11 protein-coding genes and 1 tRNA gene are annotated in these 15,930 nt (G+C 58.3%); 6 read left to right on the top strand and 6 right to left on the bottom strand.

Features of this window, described 5'->3' with window-relative positions:
• The first annotated feature begins 83 nt into the window (after nucleotides 1–83).
• Entirely contained in the window at nucleotides 84–1,460 is a 1,377-nt protein-coding gene (locus aalo17_RS08265) for an MATE family efflux transporter (protein ID WP_067558092.1), read from the top strand.
• A gap of 192 nt (nucleotides 1,461–1,652) precedes the next feature.
• Here the strand turns inward: aalo17_RS08265 and aalo17_RS08270 are convergent, their stop codons facing one another.
• Both aalo17_RS08270 and aalo17_RS12865 read right to left on the bottom strand, forming a co-directional pair.
• Complete coding sequence (locus aalo17_RS08270) at nucleotides 1,653–3,875, bottom strand: alpha-galactosidase (RefSeq protein WP_067558095.1); 2,223 nt, start codon at nucleotides 3,873–3,875, stop codon at nucleotides 1,653–1,655.
• A 255-nt stretch (nucleotides 3,876–4,130) separates the two neighbouring features.
• Nucleotides 4,131–4,283 (bottom strand): hypothetical protein, encoded by a 153-nt coding sequence (locus tag aalo17_RS12865; RefSeq protein ID WP_158507767.1) that lies wholly within the window; start codon nucleotides 4,281–4,283, stop codon nucleotides 4,131–4,133.
• Nucleotides 4,284–4,579: 296 nt separating this feature from the next.
• Between aalo17_RS12865 and aalo17_RS08275 the strand changes: the two genes are divergently transcribed.
• Entirely contained in the window at nucleotides 4,580–6,352 is a 1,773-nt protein-coding gene (locus tag aalo17_RS08275; RefSeq protein WP_236940464.1) for a glucose PTS transporter subunit IIA, read from the top strand.
• A gap of 118 nt (nucleotides 6,353–6,470) precedes the next feature.
• Nucleotides 6,471–7,862: a glycoside hydrolase family 32 protein gene (locus aalo17_RS08285; RefSeq protein WP_257721860.1), complete on the top strand. Its 1,392-nt coding sequence runs from the start codon at nucleotides 6,471–6,473 to the stop codon at nucleotides 7,860–7,862.
• Between the two features lie 94 nt (nucleotides 7,863–7,956).
• On the opposite strand, the gene aalo17_RS08290 is transcribed toward aalo17_RS08285, so the two are convergent.
• Nucleotides 7,957–8,883, bottom strand: coding sequence for an AraC family transcriptional regulator (locus aalo17_RS08290; RefSeq protein WP_067558104.1), 927 nt, complete (start codon nucleotides 8,881–8,883; stop codon nucleotides 7,957–7,959).
• A gap of 248 nt (nucleotides 8,884–9,131) precedes the next feature.
• Nucleotides 9,132–10,112: a choloylglycine hydrolase gene (bsh, locus tag aalo17_RS08295; protein WP_067558107.1), complete on the bottom strand. Its 981-nt coding sequence runs from the start codon at nucleotides 10,110–10,112 to the stop codon at nucleotides 9,132–9,134.
• 200 nt (nucleotides 10,113–10,312) lie between these two features.
• Between bsh and aalo17_RS08300 the strand changes: the two genes are divergently transcribed.
• The 3 genes from aalo17_RS08300 (at nucleotide 10,313) to aalo17_RS08310 (ending at nucleotide 12,601) form a co-directional block, all read left to right on the top strand.
• Nucleotides 10,313–10,397 (top strand) — tRNA-Leu (locus aalo17_RS08300).
• Nucleotides 10,398–10,559: 162 nt separating this feature from the next.
• Nucleotides 10,560–12,236: an adenine deaminase gene (ade, locus tag aalo17_RS08305; RefSeq protein WP_067558110.1), complete on the top strand. Its 1,677-nt coding sequence runs from the start codon at nucleotides 10,560–10,562 to the stop codon at nucleotides 12,234–12,236.
• Nucleotides 12,237–12,343: 107 nt separating this feature from the next.
• Complete coding sequence (locus aalo17_RS08310) at nucleotides 12,344–12,601, top strand: hypothetical protein (protein WP_145907612.1); 258 nt, start codon at nucleotides 12,344–12,346, stop codon at nucleotides 12,599–12,601.
• Nucleotides 12,602–12,668: 67 nt separating this feature from the next.
• On the opposite strand, the gene sfsA is transcribed toward aalo17_RS08310, so the two are convergent.
• Nucleotides 12,669–13,391 carry a DNA/RNA nuclease SfsA gene (gene sfsA, locus aalo17_RS08315; protein WP_203225815.1) on the bottom strand — a complete coding sequence of 241 codons (723 nt, stop codon included), beginning with the start codon at nucleotides 13,389–13,391 and terminating at the stop codon, nucleotides 12,669–12,671.
• 7 nt (nucleotides 13,392–13,398) lie between these two features.
• Complete coding sequence (locus tag aalo17_RS08320; protein ID WP_067558116.1) at nucleotides 13,399–15,831, bottom strand: tetratricopeptide repeat protein; 2,433 nt, start codon at nucleotides 15,829–15,831, stop codon at nucleotides 13,399–13,401.
• Nucleotides 15,832–15,930 lie beyond the last annotated feature (99 nt).

The raw sequence follows: 15,930 nt of genomic DNA on the forward strand, positions 1-15,930 counted from the left end.
GCCTTTTTCCTGCACAAGGAACATACTCTCTCTGTCTGTCACCCGGTCAGACATCAGACTGAACCGGCACAAAGGAGAAGCCCATGAACGAATCGTCTGCACATCCAGGATCCACCATGCTGCAGGGACCGGTCTGGAACCGGATCCTGCTTTTTGCGCTGCCTGTTGCCGCCACCGGCATGCTCGAGCAGCTCTTCAACGCCTCTGACATCGCCATTGTCGGCTCCTTCGCCCAAACCGGGCGCACTGAAGCCGTGGCTGCTGTCGGTGCGAACAGTCCCATCGTCGGCCTGCTCGTGAATTTCTTCGTGGGCATTGCCCTGGGTGCCAATGTGGTCATAGCCCAGGCGGTGGGGCAGCGTAAACCGAAGACCATCGAACAGGCGGTCCAGACCTCCCTGCTGCTGGCCATCGCCTGCGGACTGGCCACCACGCTGATCGGCGAAGCGGTGATCGGGACGGGTCTCTCCCTCATGAACATCCCCGCCGACGTGTACCCCCATGCCCTGCAGTACATGCGCATCTACCTCGCCGGGATGCCCGCCATCCTCCTCTACAACTTCGAGGCATCGGTCTTCCGCAGCATCGGCGAGACAAAGACCCCGCTGCTGGCCCTGGCGGTATCGGGTGTCATCAACGTGATCCTCAATCTCTTCTTCGTGATTGTTGTGCATCTCTCCGTGGCAGGGGTGGCCATTGCCACGGTGATCGCCAATGTCATCAGCTCCCTGATCCTGCTGGCGATCCTCCTGAAAACCGACAAACCCATCCGGCTGTCCCTTCATGACCTGCACCCCAGCAGGGCCGTTGCAGCCCGGATCCTGCGCATCGGCCTGCCCGCCGGTCTCCAGAGCTCGGTGTTCGCCATTGCCAACATCATCATCCAGACCGCCATCAACAGCCTCGGCACCGTGGTCATGGCCGCCAGCAGTGCAGCGTTCAACGTCGAGATCTTCTGTTACTACGTCCTGAATTCCTTCACCCAGGCATGCACCACCTTCGTATCCCAGAACTACGGCGCCGGGCAGTTCGACCGCTGCCGGAAGATCCTCGGTGTGTCCATCACCGAAGGCATCCTTGCCACGGTGCTGTCCATTGCCCTGGTGCTTTCCTGCGGCCGCAGCCTGCTGGCCATCTTCAACAGCAGTCCCCAGGTCATTGAAAACGGGTACTGGCGAATGGTGATCGTCTTCGCGGGATACGTCTTCAGTGTCCTCTACGAAAGCTTCTCCGGCTACCTCCGGGGCTTCGGGATCTCCCTGGTCCCTGCCCTGCTCACGGTCCTCGGGGTCTGCGGTGTGCGCCTGGTGTGGGTGTTCGCGGTGTTCCCGCAGCATCCCACATTTCCGTTCCTCATGTTGTGTTTCCCCATCAGCCTGTGTGTGACCGCCCTGCTCATGGCCGGCGCCGTGTTCCATTGCCGGCCGGCAGTCCGGGAGAAAGCCGCTGCAGCTCAGTGATCCTTCGTCAGTAAGGCCGATGGTGACAGTGACGGATATTGTCAGCCAGTGATTCCGGCTCCGGCCCTGATACAGCAGGAAATCATACAATACAGAACCCCCGGCAGCTATCCGTCCTGCCGGGGGTTCTGTTATTCATCAGCCTGGGTACTTCAGAGCCATCATCCGCAGACTGCCGGAAGATTCCCGGACTCAGTCCACGGCGTTCAGGACAAACAGCCGTGCAAGGTAATCCCCTTCGTTGCGGCCATCCCGGTTTTCGGACGCAGAGGCATCCGTCAGCACCAGACCGGCCCGCTGCAGCTCTATGCCGTATTCCTGCTCTTCTTTTCCGGAAATGGCATACAGCCTGTCGGGAGTCAGCCCCTGCAGTTTCAGCCGGCGGAAGGGTGCATTGATCTCCTGCAGCACACGGTAATAGCCCACGATTGCCTGGGTTTTGTCTTCTGAAACCACCATCCAGGCAGTTTCCGTTCCCGCAAAGGGAGACTGCAGACGGTAGAAGGTCCCGAACTGGATCAGGCGCCGGTATTTCTTCATGAACCGCACCTGGTCCCGGATCTCGTCTTTTTCCTCTTCTGTCAGCGCCAGCGGGTCCAGTTCATAGCCAAAGGTGCCGAAGATCGCGACCGCAAACCGCATATGCAGGGACGTCAGCCGGTGCAGCTGGTGGTTAGGAATGGCAGACACATGGGAGCCCATGGACGAGATCGGATAGAGCATGCTCGTGCCATACTGGATCTTCAGACGTTCCACCGCATCGGTGTCGTCGCTGGTCCAGGTCTGGGGAGCGTAATACAGCATACCGGGATCGAACCGCGCCCCGCCGGCAGCGCAGGATTCAAAGAGGATCTCCGGATGGGCTTTGGTGAGGCGGTCATACAGGGCGTAGACCCCGAGAATGAACCGGTGATAGATCGTCCCCTGCTGATCCGCAGGATAATGCAGGGAGTAGACCTCCGAGAGCGACCGGTTCATGTCCCACTTGATGTAGGAAATGCTGGCTTCGTCCAGGATCTTCTCCATGGTATCGCCAATATACGTCACGACCTCTGGATTGGCGAAGTCCAGCACGAACTGTTTCCGGCCGGTGGAAATCCGGCGTCCCGGTGTGTGCATGAGCCAGTCCGGGTGGCTGCGGTAGAGATCCGAATCCATGGAAATCATCTCCGGCTCGAACCAGAGCCCGAACTGGATGCCCATATCCTCCACCTTTCGGCTGAGGCTGCCCAGGCCGGACGGCAGTTTCCGGCTGTCCGTGACCCAGTCCCCCAGGGATGTGGAATCAGTGTCGCGGCCCTTGAACCACCCGTCGTCCAGCACGAACATCTCCAGGCCCAGGTCTGCGGTGGCCTGTGCCATCTCCAGGACCCTGGCTTCATCCACATCCATGTAGATGCCTTCCCAGGAATTCAGGAGCAGCGGCCGGGGTTCATCCCGGAAGCGTCCCCGGGCCAGGCGTTCGCGGAACAAGCCGTGGAAGGCCTGGGACATGGCATTCAGTCCCTTCTGTGCATAGACCAGCACTGCCTCCGGTGTCTGGAAGGACTCACCCGGTTGCAGGGGCCAGGAGAAGGTATAGGGGTGGATCCCCATGGACACCCGGGTGGTGTGATAGGTGTTCACATCTGTCTCCGCCAGGAAGTTGCCGGAATACACCAGGGACAGGCCGAAGCACTCGCCGGCCTGTTCCGTGGTTTCCCGGCGCTTCAGGCACAGGAACGGATTGTAGTTGTGGGAAGAATGGCCCCGGAGGGAGTAAATGGACTGCACTCCGGTGTGCAGGGGATGCACTTCAATGTTCCGCTCCCGGGCCCAGGCACCTGCCAGCACCATCTGTTCCCAGTCGTCGTCCGGCAGGTCCAGGGACAGGGACATCATCCGGTCCAGGATATAGCCCTCGCTGCCCAGGTTTTCGATCCGGGCATTGCGGCAGATCACCGGCCGGTTTTCATAGATGGTATAGGACAGCACCAGCCGCGACCGGATCTTTTCATCCCACAGCCTTAGATCCAGCGTGCAGGCTTCGTCCGCTGACTCCACATAGCAGGCGGGCAGAGGCTCCAGCGAGGGTTTGCCATCCCGGATCTCATGGGATTCGTAGACGAATTCCGCAATGCGGCTGCCGTCTTTCTGGCGGATGTCCGCAGCGCCGTTTCGCATGTCGCCGGACAGGGACATGGGGTACTCCAGCCGCAGGTGTTCCAGACTCATGTCTGTGCGGTCCAGGGAATAGTTGACCGACATCGGCCTGGCGGCGAACTCCAGCAGATAGTCCCAGTTGTCCCTGTCCGGCAGCGCGGCACCGAAATACAGCTGGACGGGAATGCCTTCCGGCAGGATCTTGATGATATAGCTCAGTTCCCTGTTGTACAGGTGAAATGTCATGGATGTCTGTTTGAAAGAAATGGGCATCCTCGTACCTCCTGTGTCAGCGGCCATCCGCCGCCTCTTACTGCATTTATTGTAGAGAGCCGGTTCCCGTATGCAACATCTGTCCTTCCTCTCTCCTCAATCCTCCATACAGAATCCACAAAAAGACATATCGGCCTGCCCCTGTTGTCCCCATGCCCCGCAAATCCCGCGCTGGAAGGGTCTGTCCGGATACATGGATACCCTGACTGTCCTGGCTGCCGGTGCCGGGCGAAACGGACACCTGGCGAAACCGGGTTACTTGCATCCTCTGTATATGGCCTGTCGTGGTCTGTCCCATCGGCTGTCTTCCCTGATCTGATCCCGATGAACGGTCAGGATGCCGGCAGTTTCGGTTTCACTGACCTGCAGCAGTCCGCCTTCTGCCCGTTTGCGCCATCTTCCCACCATCGGCGCTCCTCCTGCAAGCGGTTTCTTTTGACACAACATTTGTCCCTATTCAGGCGACATCCGTCAATTCAGGGATTTTCCGGAACCCGATATACTGAAACCGTGATCAGCCACAGGACGCCAGCTGCAGATGGGACCACATGCTGAAACAGGAGAAAGTACATGAACAAAGAAGAAAGGTATCAGAAGATCTCGGAAGAAATCGTGAAAGCTGTGGGCGGCATGGACAACATCGCCGATCCGCTCACTGTGCAACCTGTCTGCGCATTGTCCTGAAGGACAACGACAAAGCTGACATGGAACAGCTTGACAACATCGACCTGTGCAAGGGCACCTTCGTCGCAGGCGACCAGCTCCAGATGATTTTCGGGGCAGGCCTGGTCAACGCTGTCTATGATGTGTTCTCGAAATACACCCATACCGAAAACATGTCCCTGACAGACATCAAGGAAGCGGGAGCCAAAAAGCACAATCCGCTGCAGATCGCCATCAAGTCCCTGTCGGATGTCTTCATTGAAATCATGCCCGGCATTCTGGCGGCAGCCCTGCTGCTTGCCCTGACGGGTGTGCTCAACAATCTGGAATTCGTCCAGAACAACGCCACGCTCTATGCCATCAACCGTCTTGTGACCATCGCTTCCGCCGGCATCTTCGATGTCCTTGCCCTGGCGGTCTGCTACTCCGCCACCAGGCGCTGCGGCGGCAAGCCCATTCCGGGCATCGTCATGGGCGCCATCATGCTGTCGGCGAACCTCACCAACGCCTACGATGCAGCCCAGGGACTGGCCACGCCGGAGACCCTGAGCCTGTTCGGGGTCTCCATTGAACTCGTGGGCTTCCAGGGCGGTATCATCATTGCCCTGATGATGGGCCACGTCACCGCGAAACTCGACCAGTTCTTCGACAAGAAGATCCCCGATGCAGTGAAACTGCTGGTGTCTCCCCTGCTGACCGTGCTGCTCTCCACCCTGCTTCTCTTCACCATTGTCGGACCTGTGCGCAGAACGCTCTCCAGCTGGATCACCACCGGCCTGATCTGGACCACGGAAAACCTGGGCGTCCTGGGCTACATGCTCTTTGCGGGTGTCCAGCAGATCATTGTCATTACCGGCCTGCACCACATCTTCGGCGCCATTGAAGCCCAGCTGATTGCAGACACCGGCACCAACTTCCTGAACCCGCTGATGTCTGTGGCCCTGATGGGCCAGGGCGGCGCGGTGCTTGGCTACCTGCTGCTGCACTGGAACAATGTCCGGGACCGGGAAATCTGCATTCCCTCCTTCCTGTCCACGCTCTTCGGGATCTCTGAACCGGCCATCTTCGGTGTCAACCTGTGCCACAAATTCCCGCTGATTGCCGGCTGTCTGGCCTCGGCGGTCTCCGGCGCCTATGTCTACCTGACACATCTGACGGCCCTGGGATTTGGCACCACGGCCCTGCCTGGTCTGGCCATTGCCAATCCCGCCAACAACGGCTATGTCAACTACATCGTTGCCCATCTCATCGCCCTGGGCCCGGGCATCCTGTTCACGGTGCTCATCGGCCGCTTCAGCAAGTCTGAAAAGGAGAAAAAGGCGCAGGAAAAGAAACTGAAGGAAATACCGGCTGTCAAAGCCGAACCCAATGTGGTGTACTCCCCTGTGAAGGGCAAGGCTGCCTTCATCACCGAGTGCTCGGATCCGGTGTTCAACCAGAAGAGAATGGGCGATGGCATGGTGTTCATGCCGGAGGAAGGGCTCATCGTCTCCCCGGTGAACGGTCCCGTCTTGATGGTCTTCCCGACGAAGCACGCCCTAGGCATCCGCACCGAGGAGGGCACGGAGCTGCTCATTCACATGGGTCGGAATACCGTGAGCCTGGAAGGCCGTCCCTTCGAGCTGTATGTGGGCGAAGGTGATACGGTCAAAGCCGGTCAGAAAATCGCCCGGATGGACCTGAAGGCCATCGAGGCGGAAGGCCTGTCCACAGAGACACCGGTGGTCATCACGTCCATGCAGCCGGTCACTGTCCAGAACACGGGGACCGTCAACTGGGGTGACTCGCTGATGACCATCACACAGAAGGACTGACACAAGAGAAAACAGATCGAACTATGAAAAAAGCAATACAAAATGCCCTGCATGACCGCCTTCCGGCGGTCCTTGCCGGTCAGTACCGGCAAACCTGGCACCTCATGGCCGACATTGGCTGGATCTCCGACCCAACGGGCTCTGTCAGCACAATGGCCTGTACCATATTTTCCATCAGTACACACCGGCACAGGACCTGGGGCTGCACAAGAGCTGGGGACATTATGTGACCAGGGACTGGAAACACTTCGCGGACCCGGGCACGCTCATGTGCCCGGACAGCGAAATCGACAAAGACGGCTGCTACTCCGGCGGCGGTTTCAGCCACAATGGGATCCTGCACCTGTTTTATACAGGGAACATCCTGCATGACGGTGACTTCGACTACATCAACGAGGGCCGCGGGCACTATACCAACACTCTGCACTCCGCAGACGGGATCCATTTCTCGGAGAAAAAGGTCCTGCTGCGAAATGAGGACTATCCCGACGCCCTTTCCTGTCATGTGCGGGACCCTAAGGTTTCGGACATTGACGGGCGCCTGTACATGGTGATCGGTGCCCGGATCCGGGACTCCCGCGGCTGCGCCCTGGTCTATGAATGCAGCCGGGACAATCTGGAAGATCTCACCTTCCGGCAGGTGATCCGCACTCCGGAAGGCTTCGGGTATATGTGGGAGTGCCCGGTGCTTTTCAAACTGGACCAGCAGGTTTTCCTGCTGTGCTGTCCGCAGGGCGTGGCGCAGGATGGATACAAGTATGAAAACGTATACCAGAACGGTGTCTTCCGGCTCACGCCGGATGCGGAATACGGCAATCCCGAGACAGCCGAGGGATGGATCTACTCTCTGACGATGCCGCGGCAGCTCTCAGTGAAAAACGGCCGCATCTGCCAGTATCCGATCCATGAGATTCTGGATCTGCGGACAGAATCACAGACCGTATCGCTGGAACCTGGCAGACCAGTGTATCCGGAAAGCCGCAGCTTCGTGCTGGAAACCGCAGATATTCAAAACCGGCCGTTTGAGATGGTCATCCGCCAGGATGTATCTCTCAGGTATGCCCATGGTGTGGTCACGATGGAGTTTCTCCGGAATGGGGACGGCCGTACCAGCCGGCACATCGATCTGCAGGGGCGTCCGCTGGAGAGTCTGGATGTCTTCAGCGATTCCAGTTCCCTGGAGATCTTCCTGAATGAAGGCGAAGAAGCCTTCACCACCCGGATCTACAGCACCGGACAGCCTTCCCTGTCCTGCTCGATTCCTCTGACAGGGACTCTGAGTGTCATGGATGCCATCCGGATCGACTGGAAGCCGGCACTGGGAACAGAATCCTGCGAAGCAGCCATCCAGGCGCTGCAGGGTCCGCAGACTGCCTCCGTGCTGAAATCCGGAACAGCCCCTGAGTCTGTGAACCGAAGACCCGCAGCATCCCGGAAGCAGGTTCCTCCTGCTTCTGTGCAGCAGGCTTCTCCCGGTTCCGGGTCTGCCGCACACAAGCTCACAGTCTGACTCTCGTACAGCAAAAAAAACAGTCAGGGACTGCCTTTTACGGGCTGATCTCTGACTGTTTTTCTGCTCTCTGTTTTCGTGTCCCGTCCCGGGATCACGCTTTGTCAGCAGCTTCCTGATCCGATGCCTGCTTCTTTTCCGCTTTGTCAGGCACGGTCTTGCGGGCAGGCGTCACATCCGGCAGAACGGCATTGTCCGCCAGCTCCTGCTGTTTCTGCTTCCGGTATTCCGAAGGCGAACGGCCCTTCTTTTTGCGGAACAACCGGGAAAAATACAGAACGTCATCGTATCCCACGGAGCGGGCGATGTCGCTCACCGGCAAGTCTGTATGGATGAGATAGGAACTGGCATCCGCCATGCGCAGCGAGAGGATGTATTCCTTCACGGACATATTCATGCGCTTCTTGAAGATCCGATGCACATAGCTGCGGTCCAGCGCCAGGTGGTCTGCGATTTCCTGCACGGTGATGGACCGCTCGTAATTCTGTTCCACATAGGTCAGGATCATCTCTGTGTACTCATCGGGTGTCAGGGCTGCCGGTTTCTGCTGCCGTGGCAGCAGGGAGGCCAGCTGGTAGACAAACTCCCAGGCACAGGCGTTGAACAGCAGATCCGCATTGTCCTGATGCAAAGCCGACTGCAGCCGTTCGAAAATGCCGGTGATGGGCGAATCCGCCTCAAGAGAGCACACCAGTGTCTCATACAGACCGCTGCGCTTCACGTATTCCTCCGCCTTGATCCCCTGCAGCCCGATCCAGGAGTATTCCCAGGGGTCGTTTTCATCCGCCTGATAGAAGATCCTCTGGCCAGGGATCATGAGAAACATGTCCCCGGCTTCCAGGTGAAACGTCCGGTCATGGACCTGATAGATCCCCTTCCCTCTGTGGATGTAGTGAAACATGAAAGAAGAACGCACAGCGGGTCCATAGGCATGAAGCGGCTCACATTTTTCGTGGCCCGAGGTGTACACCATGAGTTCGATGGATTTGTAAAAATCATTGGAAAAGATGAATTCCTGCATGCCGGTCTCCTTTGCGGGGCCTGCGGGCAGTCCAGTCCTGGAATGCCCGGGGCGGATTCGCGGGTGAAACACAGGCCGGGCTGCCTGCAGGTTCATCTTACCTGAAATATCCTGGCCTGCAGGAAAAACCGGAGAAAGGAAAGCGTCGAGGTGACAGGCAACCGGATCCGGACCGGGCATGAAGCCGAAAAACCGGCTGGCATCCTTTGACGGACCGCCGGCCGGTTCCCGGTCATTGTCTTGCTGAATCAGCCGATCCAGTGAATGTTCTGGTCGTGGCTGACCGGATAGACCAGCAGCGTATTGCTATCCAGGTCCTGTGCCCGGGTATGCAGCGCATTGATCTGCTGGTTGTCATAGGTCGTCCAGTAGAAATCCATCGTTTCCAGATCTGCCCCGGCTGTGTAGTTCGTGATTTCATCAAAGCCGTCCTTTTCCCGGTTGGCGCCCTTGATCTGCTCCACCGTCTGCATGATCCGGAAGAACTGATTGACTGTGGCCTCTTCCGTATCCGCAGCTTTGGAGCTGTTGAGCATGAACGCAGCCCGTACGAAGCGGGACATGGAATCCAGGCCGCCGGGCAGTCCGTCGCTTCCCATCCCGGAACTGTACACCGGGACAGTCACATCCGGCATTATGCGGTTGTGAGGATATTCGGGTGTCAGATTGAGGTAATTGGCGACATTCACCGCCTGCGTGGGATATTCCGGTGCGTTGGCGAGCACGTTCAGATCATTGTCATAGACATGCAGGCCAGCGGCTGTCATTTCCACCACGATACTGCCGGTTTGGTCGCAGCAGATCCAGTGCAGGGGCACGGACTGGATCCTGTCATTGAAGGCATCTGCCACAATGTTCAGATTTTCCAGCTCCCGCTTTGCATCCTCCAGGCTCCTGCAGGTCGAGAGCAGGTATGGAATCAGCTCGAAGGATGTGACATTGGTCTTGCCTTCCACCGGCTGCTTTGCATACTGGCCATAACCTGGAAAGTTCAGGCTGGCCACCCCGACGCCATACTCGTTGATGCCTTCAAAAAACAGCGGATAGCCATAACCTGTGATCGCCATGCCGACGATGGCCGGATGGTGGGGCATATCCGGAAGATGATGATAGGGCAGAACATAGTTTCTCGGGCAGACTGTCACATCGTTGGCCAGCTGATACTGCAGATCCAGATTGCGGCCAAAGAAGCTGTGGTTCCCGTTTCGAAATAAAACACTTGTACACATGACTGGAAACCTCCTACTGCGAAAAGTATAGACCTGCAGAAGGCACCGGAATGCAGGGATGCCTGAGAAAGCGGGAGCAGGAAGGATCTGTGGTGACTTGCCTGGTAACTTGTCCGTAACGTGTCTGTCGAAAACAGTTGCGTCACTTTCCTTGTTCTGTTAAGATAAACAGGCAGTCATCGGCTGCAGCAAAATAATCTGGGGTCGTGGTGGAATTGGCAGACACGCTATCTTCAGGCGGTAGTGAGGCAACTCGTGTGCGTTCGAGTCGCATCGACCCCACCATCTTGAAAGCAAACCCGGCGGGAAATCCCTGCCGGGTTTTTATCGCATTGCCGGACTTGAGTCCATTCCCAATTCCCTGCTCCGCTTTTTCATCAGGCATCTGTGTCACGGTCCATGCCGGCATTTGAGACAATATTGTGGAATGGAAAGGTCCTGATATGCATGAAACGAATCATTGAAGCCGCACTGCAGGACAGACCCTGCGATCTGGTGCTGAAAAACGCCAGAATCGTGAATGTCTTCACCGACCAGATCCTGGAAGGAGACATCGGGATCTGCGGCGGCCGGATTGCCGGTATCGGCAGTATGGAAGGAAAGGAAGAAACCGACCTTCAGGGCCGCTTTGTACTCCCGGGATTCATCGACGCGCATCTGCACATAGAGAGTTCCATGGTGACGCCACAGGCTCTGTCACCAGTGCTGCTCAGTCACGGTGTGGCCACAGCCGTCTGCGATCCTCACGAAATCGCCAATGCCTGCGGGCTTCCGGGTATCCGGTTCATGCTCGACAGCGCCGGTCTGAGCCGGATGGACTACCGCTTCACGCTGCCCTCCAGCGTGCCCAGCTGTGACTTTGAAGTCAACGGCGCAGGCACCCTCTCGGCCCGGGACATGGAGCCGCTCCTTGCCCACCCAAGAGTGGCGGGGCTGGCGGAAGTCATGCGCATCCCGGATGTTCTCTCGGCCCGTCCGGAAATGATGGAAAAGCTGGCCGTGTTCCAAAGCGCCGGTCTGGTAATTGACGGTCATGCCCCTGCTCTGTCGGGACATCATCTGCAGGCTTACAAGGCAGCGGGGATCGAAAACGACCATGAAGCCATGACGGCGGAAGAAGCCATCGAACGGCTTCAGAATGGATTCACTCTGTTCATCCGGGAAGGAAGCGGCGCCCGGAACCTGGAGCCGCTGCTTGGCGGTCTGCTCAATGCCCATATGCCGCTGACCCGCTGCTGTTTCTGCACAGATGACAAGCACATCGAAGACATCCTCCAGGAAGGGACCATTGACTGGTGTCTTCGCAAAGCCGTGTCCCTTGGATGTCCGCCGGTGGAAGCCGTGAAAATGGCCACACTCAACCCGGCTGTCCATTATCACCTGAAAAACAAAGGCGCCATTGCCCCGGGATACGAAGCGGATCTGGTGGTCGTGGATGATCTCAAGGATTTCCGGATCCATGCGGTTTACAGGACCGGGCAGCCTGTGACGGAACCAGCCGCAGGTCCGGCTGTGACAGGACAGCTGGAAGACACCGTGCATCTGCCGGCATTCACAGCCCGCGACCTTGAGCAGGCACTGCGCAAAGACCAGGTGATTGGACTGGTGGATCATGAGCTGTATACACTCAATCTGCCGGCTTCCTCCCTGACAGCGGATGACCTGGCGTCCTGCAGTTATGTCTGCGCCATGGAGCGCTATGGCAAAACCGGGGAATATGCCTGCGGACTGCTCAAAGGATTCAATCTCAAAGGCGGAGCCCTGGCGGCGAGCTACGGACACGACAGTCACAACATCATTGCAGCGGGAGACAGCTTTGAGGATCTGGCTCTGGCAATCCACAAACTGGAGGAGATACATGGCGGGTATGTCCTGGTCCGGGAGGGCAGGATCGCTGCCACGCTGCCGCTTGACATCGGCGGGGTGATGAGCCGGGAGGATGCGCAGACGGTGGCCGATGCGGCACTGCGGATGAAGAAGCTGGCCCGGGATATGGGGGTATTGGAAGGGGTGGATCCTTTCGCCACGCTGTCCTTTCTGTCCCTGCCGGTGATTCCGGAGATCAGGATCACGCCCCAGGGCCTGTATGATGTGAAGAAACGACGGTTCCTGGATCGGGACTGACGGACCAGGACAGGCAGTCGGTGCTCCTGTCACGTCAGTCGGGCATCCCCGTCGGGAAACCGGCTGTCTACGGATACAATCGGAAGCAGAAACAGGGGGACAGGAACATGAGCGAACAGGAAACTCACAGTGTCATGGCGGTGGTGGCAGCCAAAGAGGGACAGTATGACGAGATTGCGCCGGAGATCGATCCACACGGAGACCCGGTGTTCCGTGCTGCATTCAAGACCGCAGAAGGGGTGAAGATTTTCTGGATCACCTCCGAAGAGTATTACCGCCTGAAGGTCGGCATGAAGGGACTGCTCACGTGGGAGGGCGACGAACTGGTTTCCTTCGGGAACTGGATCAAGCCCTTTGAAATCTAGTGATAGGGCTGTCGACAGATATTTAAAAACCCGGATACCTTCACACAGGTGAAGATATCCGGGTTTTTTAGTCCGTATCCTGGCTGTCTTTCCGGCAGACCATGGCTTGTGGCGACTGTTCCACCGACCGGCCAATGATTGAAACCTCCTCCGGCTTCACATCACAGGCCATATGCCAGATCTCCACGCCGGCTTCCCTTGCCTCCTGCAGGGATGCGGCGAATGCCGGATCGTGGTCTGCGTTGGCCAGCACATGCGTGACACCATTGACAGGGATCACAAAGGCCACGATGGTGCGGATTCCCTGTCTTCTCAGAGCTGTCAGTTCCCTGACATGCCTGGTTCCGCGGATGGTGGGCGCATCGGGAAAGAATCCCTGGCCATCCACTTCCAGGGTGCAGCCCTTGACCTCCATCCACACCGGTCTGCCATCCTTCTCCAGATAGAAGTCAAAGCGCGATCCCCCGCACATGGCTTCAGGCTTCACCACGTCAAACTCGCCACTCGCCGCCAGCCAGTCCTTCATGAGGCGGTTGGGCAGCGAGGAATCGATGTTGATCACTCTCCGGCCCGGTTTTTCGGCCGCAATCAGCGAATACCGGGTTTTCCGGCTTCCGCCTGCTGCGGCAGGTTCCAGCCATACCCGGGTCCCGGGCTGCAGGATCTCCCTGCAGCGTCCCGTATTCTTCACATGGACGGTTTCAGGCTGGCTGTTTATAAGCACCTGCGCCACAAAACGGTTGGGCCGGCTGACAAACTCGGCTGATACCAGTCCACTGGCGATCTTCACCGGGCTCTCACTCGGACAGCAGCCACTGTCTGGCAATGCGGCTGCCGCGCTTCAGCGCTTCATGAATCAGTATATGGGCTCTGCGCTGATCTGCCGGAACCCCCAGGCCATTCATATAGGCGTATCCCAGCAATGCGTAGCCATCCCCGATGCCGGCCTTCGCTGCCGTCTCAAGATACTTCACGCCCTGTGCGGGGTCTGTCTCCAGCATGGCTTCTCCCAGGAGCAGACACGCATCCACATCTCCCATGTCCGCGGCTTTCTGCAAGTCATCGGTTCCCCGCTCATCCCCGGCCTGGATCCGGGCAATGCCCCGCCGGCGCAGGACCACAGCCTCAGTGGGGTCTTCGTGTACAACAGGCTGTGAGCCCGGTTCGCCGCCATCGGCAGCTTGTGCAGGCTGCGACTCTTCCACGGGTTCCGGCTGTGCCGTCTGTATTGCACCAGGGTTGTCCTCATCGGCAGCCGGTTCTTCCGGCTCCTCCTTCACAGTCTCCGGTTCTTCGATCCCCAGCAGTTTTTCCACCTGTGCCTTCCGCGTTTTTTCCGGGTTCCCGGCCAGATAGGCCCGGGCATATGCTTCCTTTTTTTCAGGATCAGATTCCAGATAGGTCAGATAGTACAGGCTCTCGGGCCGTGTGTCCTTTGTCTGTTCCAGCAGTGTCTTCGCCCGTTCGGGATCAGCTGCCACGCCCTGTCCCTTCACCAGCAGCAGTGCCAGCAGATACTTCGCTTCCATGGAACCGCCTGCTGCCGCCTGTTCCAGAAACTCCGCCGCCAGGTCGTATTCCCCGGCATCATTCAGGACATGGGCAATCCGCAGGGATTTCCGGGTCTGTGCCTGTGTCTGTTCCTGCTTCTTTTCCCTCTCGGCTCTCCACTGACGCAGCTTCCGGCCCGCCAGATCCCGGGCCGCTTTTGTTCCCTGTCCCTCCGGTGCATCGAGGATCTCCTGCAGGGTGCGTTCTGCTTCCTCTTCCCGCTCCAGCTGCTTCAGCACCAGCGCCAGCTGCATCTTCGCCTTCGGACTTTCGTCCTTTGCCAGCCAGAATGCCGCCTGTTCAAGGTCCTGCTCAATACCCGTACCGCCGGCGTACCACATTCCCAGGTAATACGGCGCCTGGCTGTTGCCCAGGTCCGCTGCGTGCATCATCCACTGGAATGCCGCCTTTGGATCTGTCTCATTTTCGTGCATGCCGCTCGCCAGATAGGCGCCGAGTTTGTAGTTGGCCTCCGGATGGGACAGCCTGGCCGCTTCCTCCAGCGCCCGGCGCTCCTGCCGGAAATCGTTCACATCCGCATATCCCTTTGCCATGTTCATGAGGTCCCTGGCACTGACCTGCTTCGGCGCCGACACCGCTTCCTTCGCGTTGTATTCCCCGGCTGCCTTCAGGTAAGCCGGTTCTGCCGATGGTTCGTCCCAGACATCGAGCTTTTTCTGCAGCATCCCCCGGGTTTTGGCAGAGGAGGTTTTTGCCATGGCGTCTTTCGCCAGATCGAGGGCCGCCTGACGGTCCCCCAGTTCCTCCTTCACCAGCATGCGCTGGATTAGCGCCTTGACAGAGTCATCCTGGGCCAGCCAGTGATCGGCCTGTTCCAGGTCCTTTTCGGTACCGACGCCATTGCGGTACCAGCTGCCGAGGTAATAGGGTGCCTGGGTACTGCCCAGGTCGGCGGCTTCCTTCATGTGGCGGAAGGCTTCCTGTTCGTCTTTTTCCGTTTCATGCATGCCGCTCGCCAGATAAGCCCCCATCTGGTAATGGGCTTCGGGGTGTGAAAGCTCTGCCGCCCGCTGAAGATACTTCCATTCATTGCTCCGGTCGTTCACTTCGGCAAATCCGCGGCTGGCCAGCCACAGGTCGTTGGCCGACAGGCTCTCCGGAACATCGCTGTCCCGTTTCTCCTGATAGTCGCGGCCCGCCTGCCGTAGGGCTTCCTCGTGCTTTCGGTCGGCTTTTTTCATATGCATCCGGTTGTGCTCGTTTTTCCGAGACTGTGCCGCTTTTTCGCGCCAGATGTCCGCCTTTTCGTCATCCTCCCGGTGTTCGTAGATCTCCGCGATCTGTTCCATCGCCTTGATGTCTCCGGCTTCCGCCTTCAGGGACAGCGAAGCCAGCATCGGATCCTCGGGCTCCAGCAGACCCTGCAGCAGGGCCGCGATCTGGTCTGTGTGAATGCCGGTGTGGATTTTGGACCTGCGTCCATCCGCATAGGTCAGTTCCAGAAAGCTTCCCGCTGCTTCAGCTCCTGTCAGGTCATGGAGATCTGCCTGGTTGTTCTCCGGTACATGTACCTGCAGGTTGACGGGTGTCAGCGTGAAAACCGTCCGTCCGTGGTCCCGGCCTTCGATCTTCGGCCTTGTATGATGCAAGTCCAGCTGCCCTGCCCCCGAGGGGAGCTCCGCCAGAACTTTGTCTGCCAGATTCCATGTGAGTTTCATATCGTCACCTCTTTGTTTCTGTCACTCCATATTATATCGGGGGAAGTCAGACACCCTCGGGTACATGACCCGCCCATCCATGCCTATGGTGGCCGGCAG

The organism is Faecalibaculum rodentium (assembly GCF_001564455.1).
GTDB lineage: Bacteria > Bacillota_I > Bacilli_A > Erysipelotrichales > Erysipelotrichaceae > Faecalibaculum > Faecalibaculum rodentium.

Excerpts from the sequence above, each read along its gene's own strand:
- aalo17_RS08265 (WP_067558092.1), top strand. The coding sequence starts at position 84 with ATGAACGAATCGTCTGCACATCCAGGATCCACCATGCTGCAGGGACCG.
- aalo17_RS08270 (WP_067558095.1), bottom strand. The coding sequence starts at position 3,875 with ATGCCCATTTCTTTCAAACAGACATCCATGACATTTCACCTGTACAAC.
- aalo17_RS12865 (WP_158507767.1), bottom strand. The coding sequence starts at position 4,283 with ATGGTGGGAAGATGGCGCAAACGGGCAGAAGGCGGACTGCTGCAGGTC.
- aalo17_RS08275 (WP_236940464.1), top strand. The coding sequence starts at position 4,580 with ATGGAACAGCTTGACAACATCGACCTGTGCAAGGGCACCTTCGTCGCA.
- aalo17_RS08290 (WP_067558104.1), bottom strand. The coding sequence starts at position 8,883 with ATGCAGGAATTCATCTTTTCCAATGATTTTTACAAATCCATCGAACTC.
- bsh (WP_067558107.1), bottom strand. The coding sequence starts at position 10,112 with ATGTGTACAAGTGTTTTATTTCGAAACGGGAACCACAGCTTCTTTGGC.
- ade (WP_067558110.1), top strand. The coding sequence starts at position 10,560 with ATGAAACGAATCATTGAAGCCGCACTGCAGGACAGACCCTGCGATCTG.
- aalo17_RS08310 (WP_145907612.1), top strand. The coding sequence starts at position 12,344 with ATGAGCGAACAGGAAACTCACAGTGTCATGGCGGTGGTGGCAGCCAAA.
- aalo17_RS08320 (WP_067558116.1), bottom strand. The coding sequence starts at position 15,831 with ATGAAACTCACATGGAATCTGGCAGACAAAGTTCTGGCGGAGCTCCCC.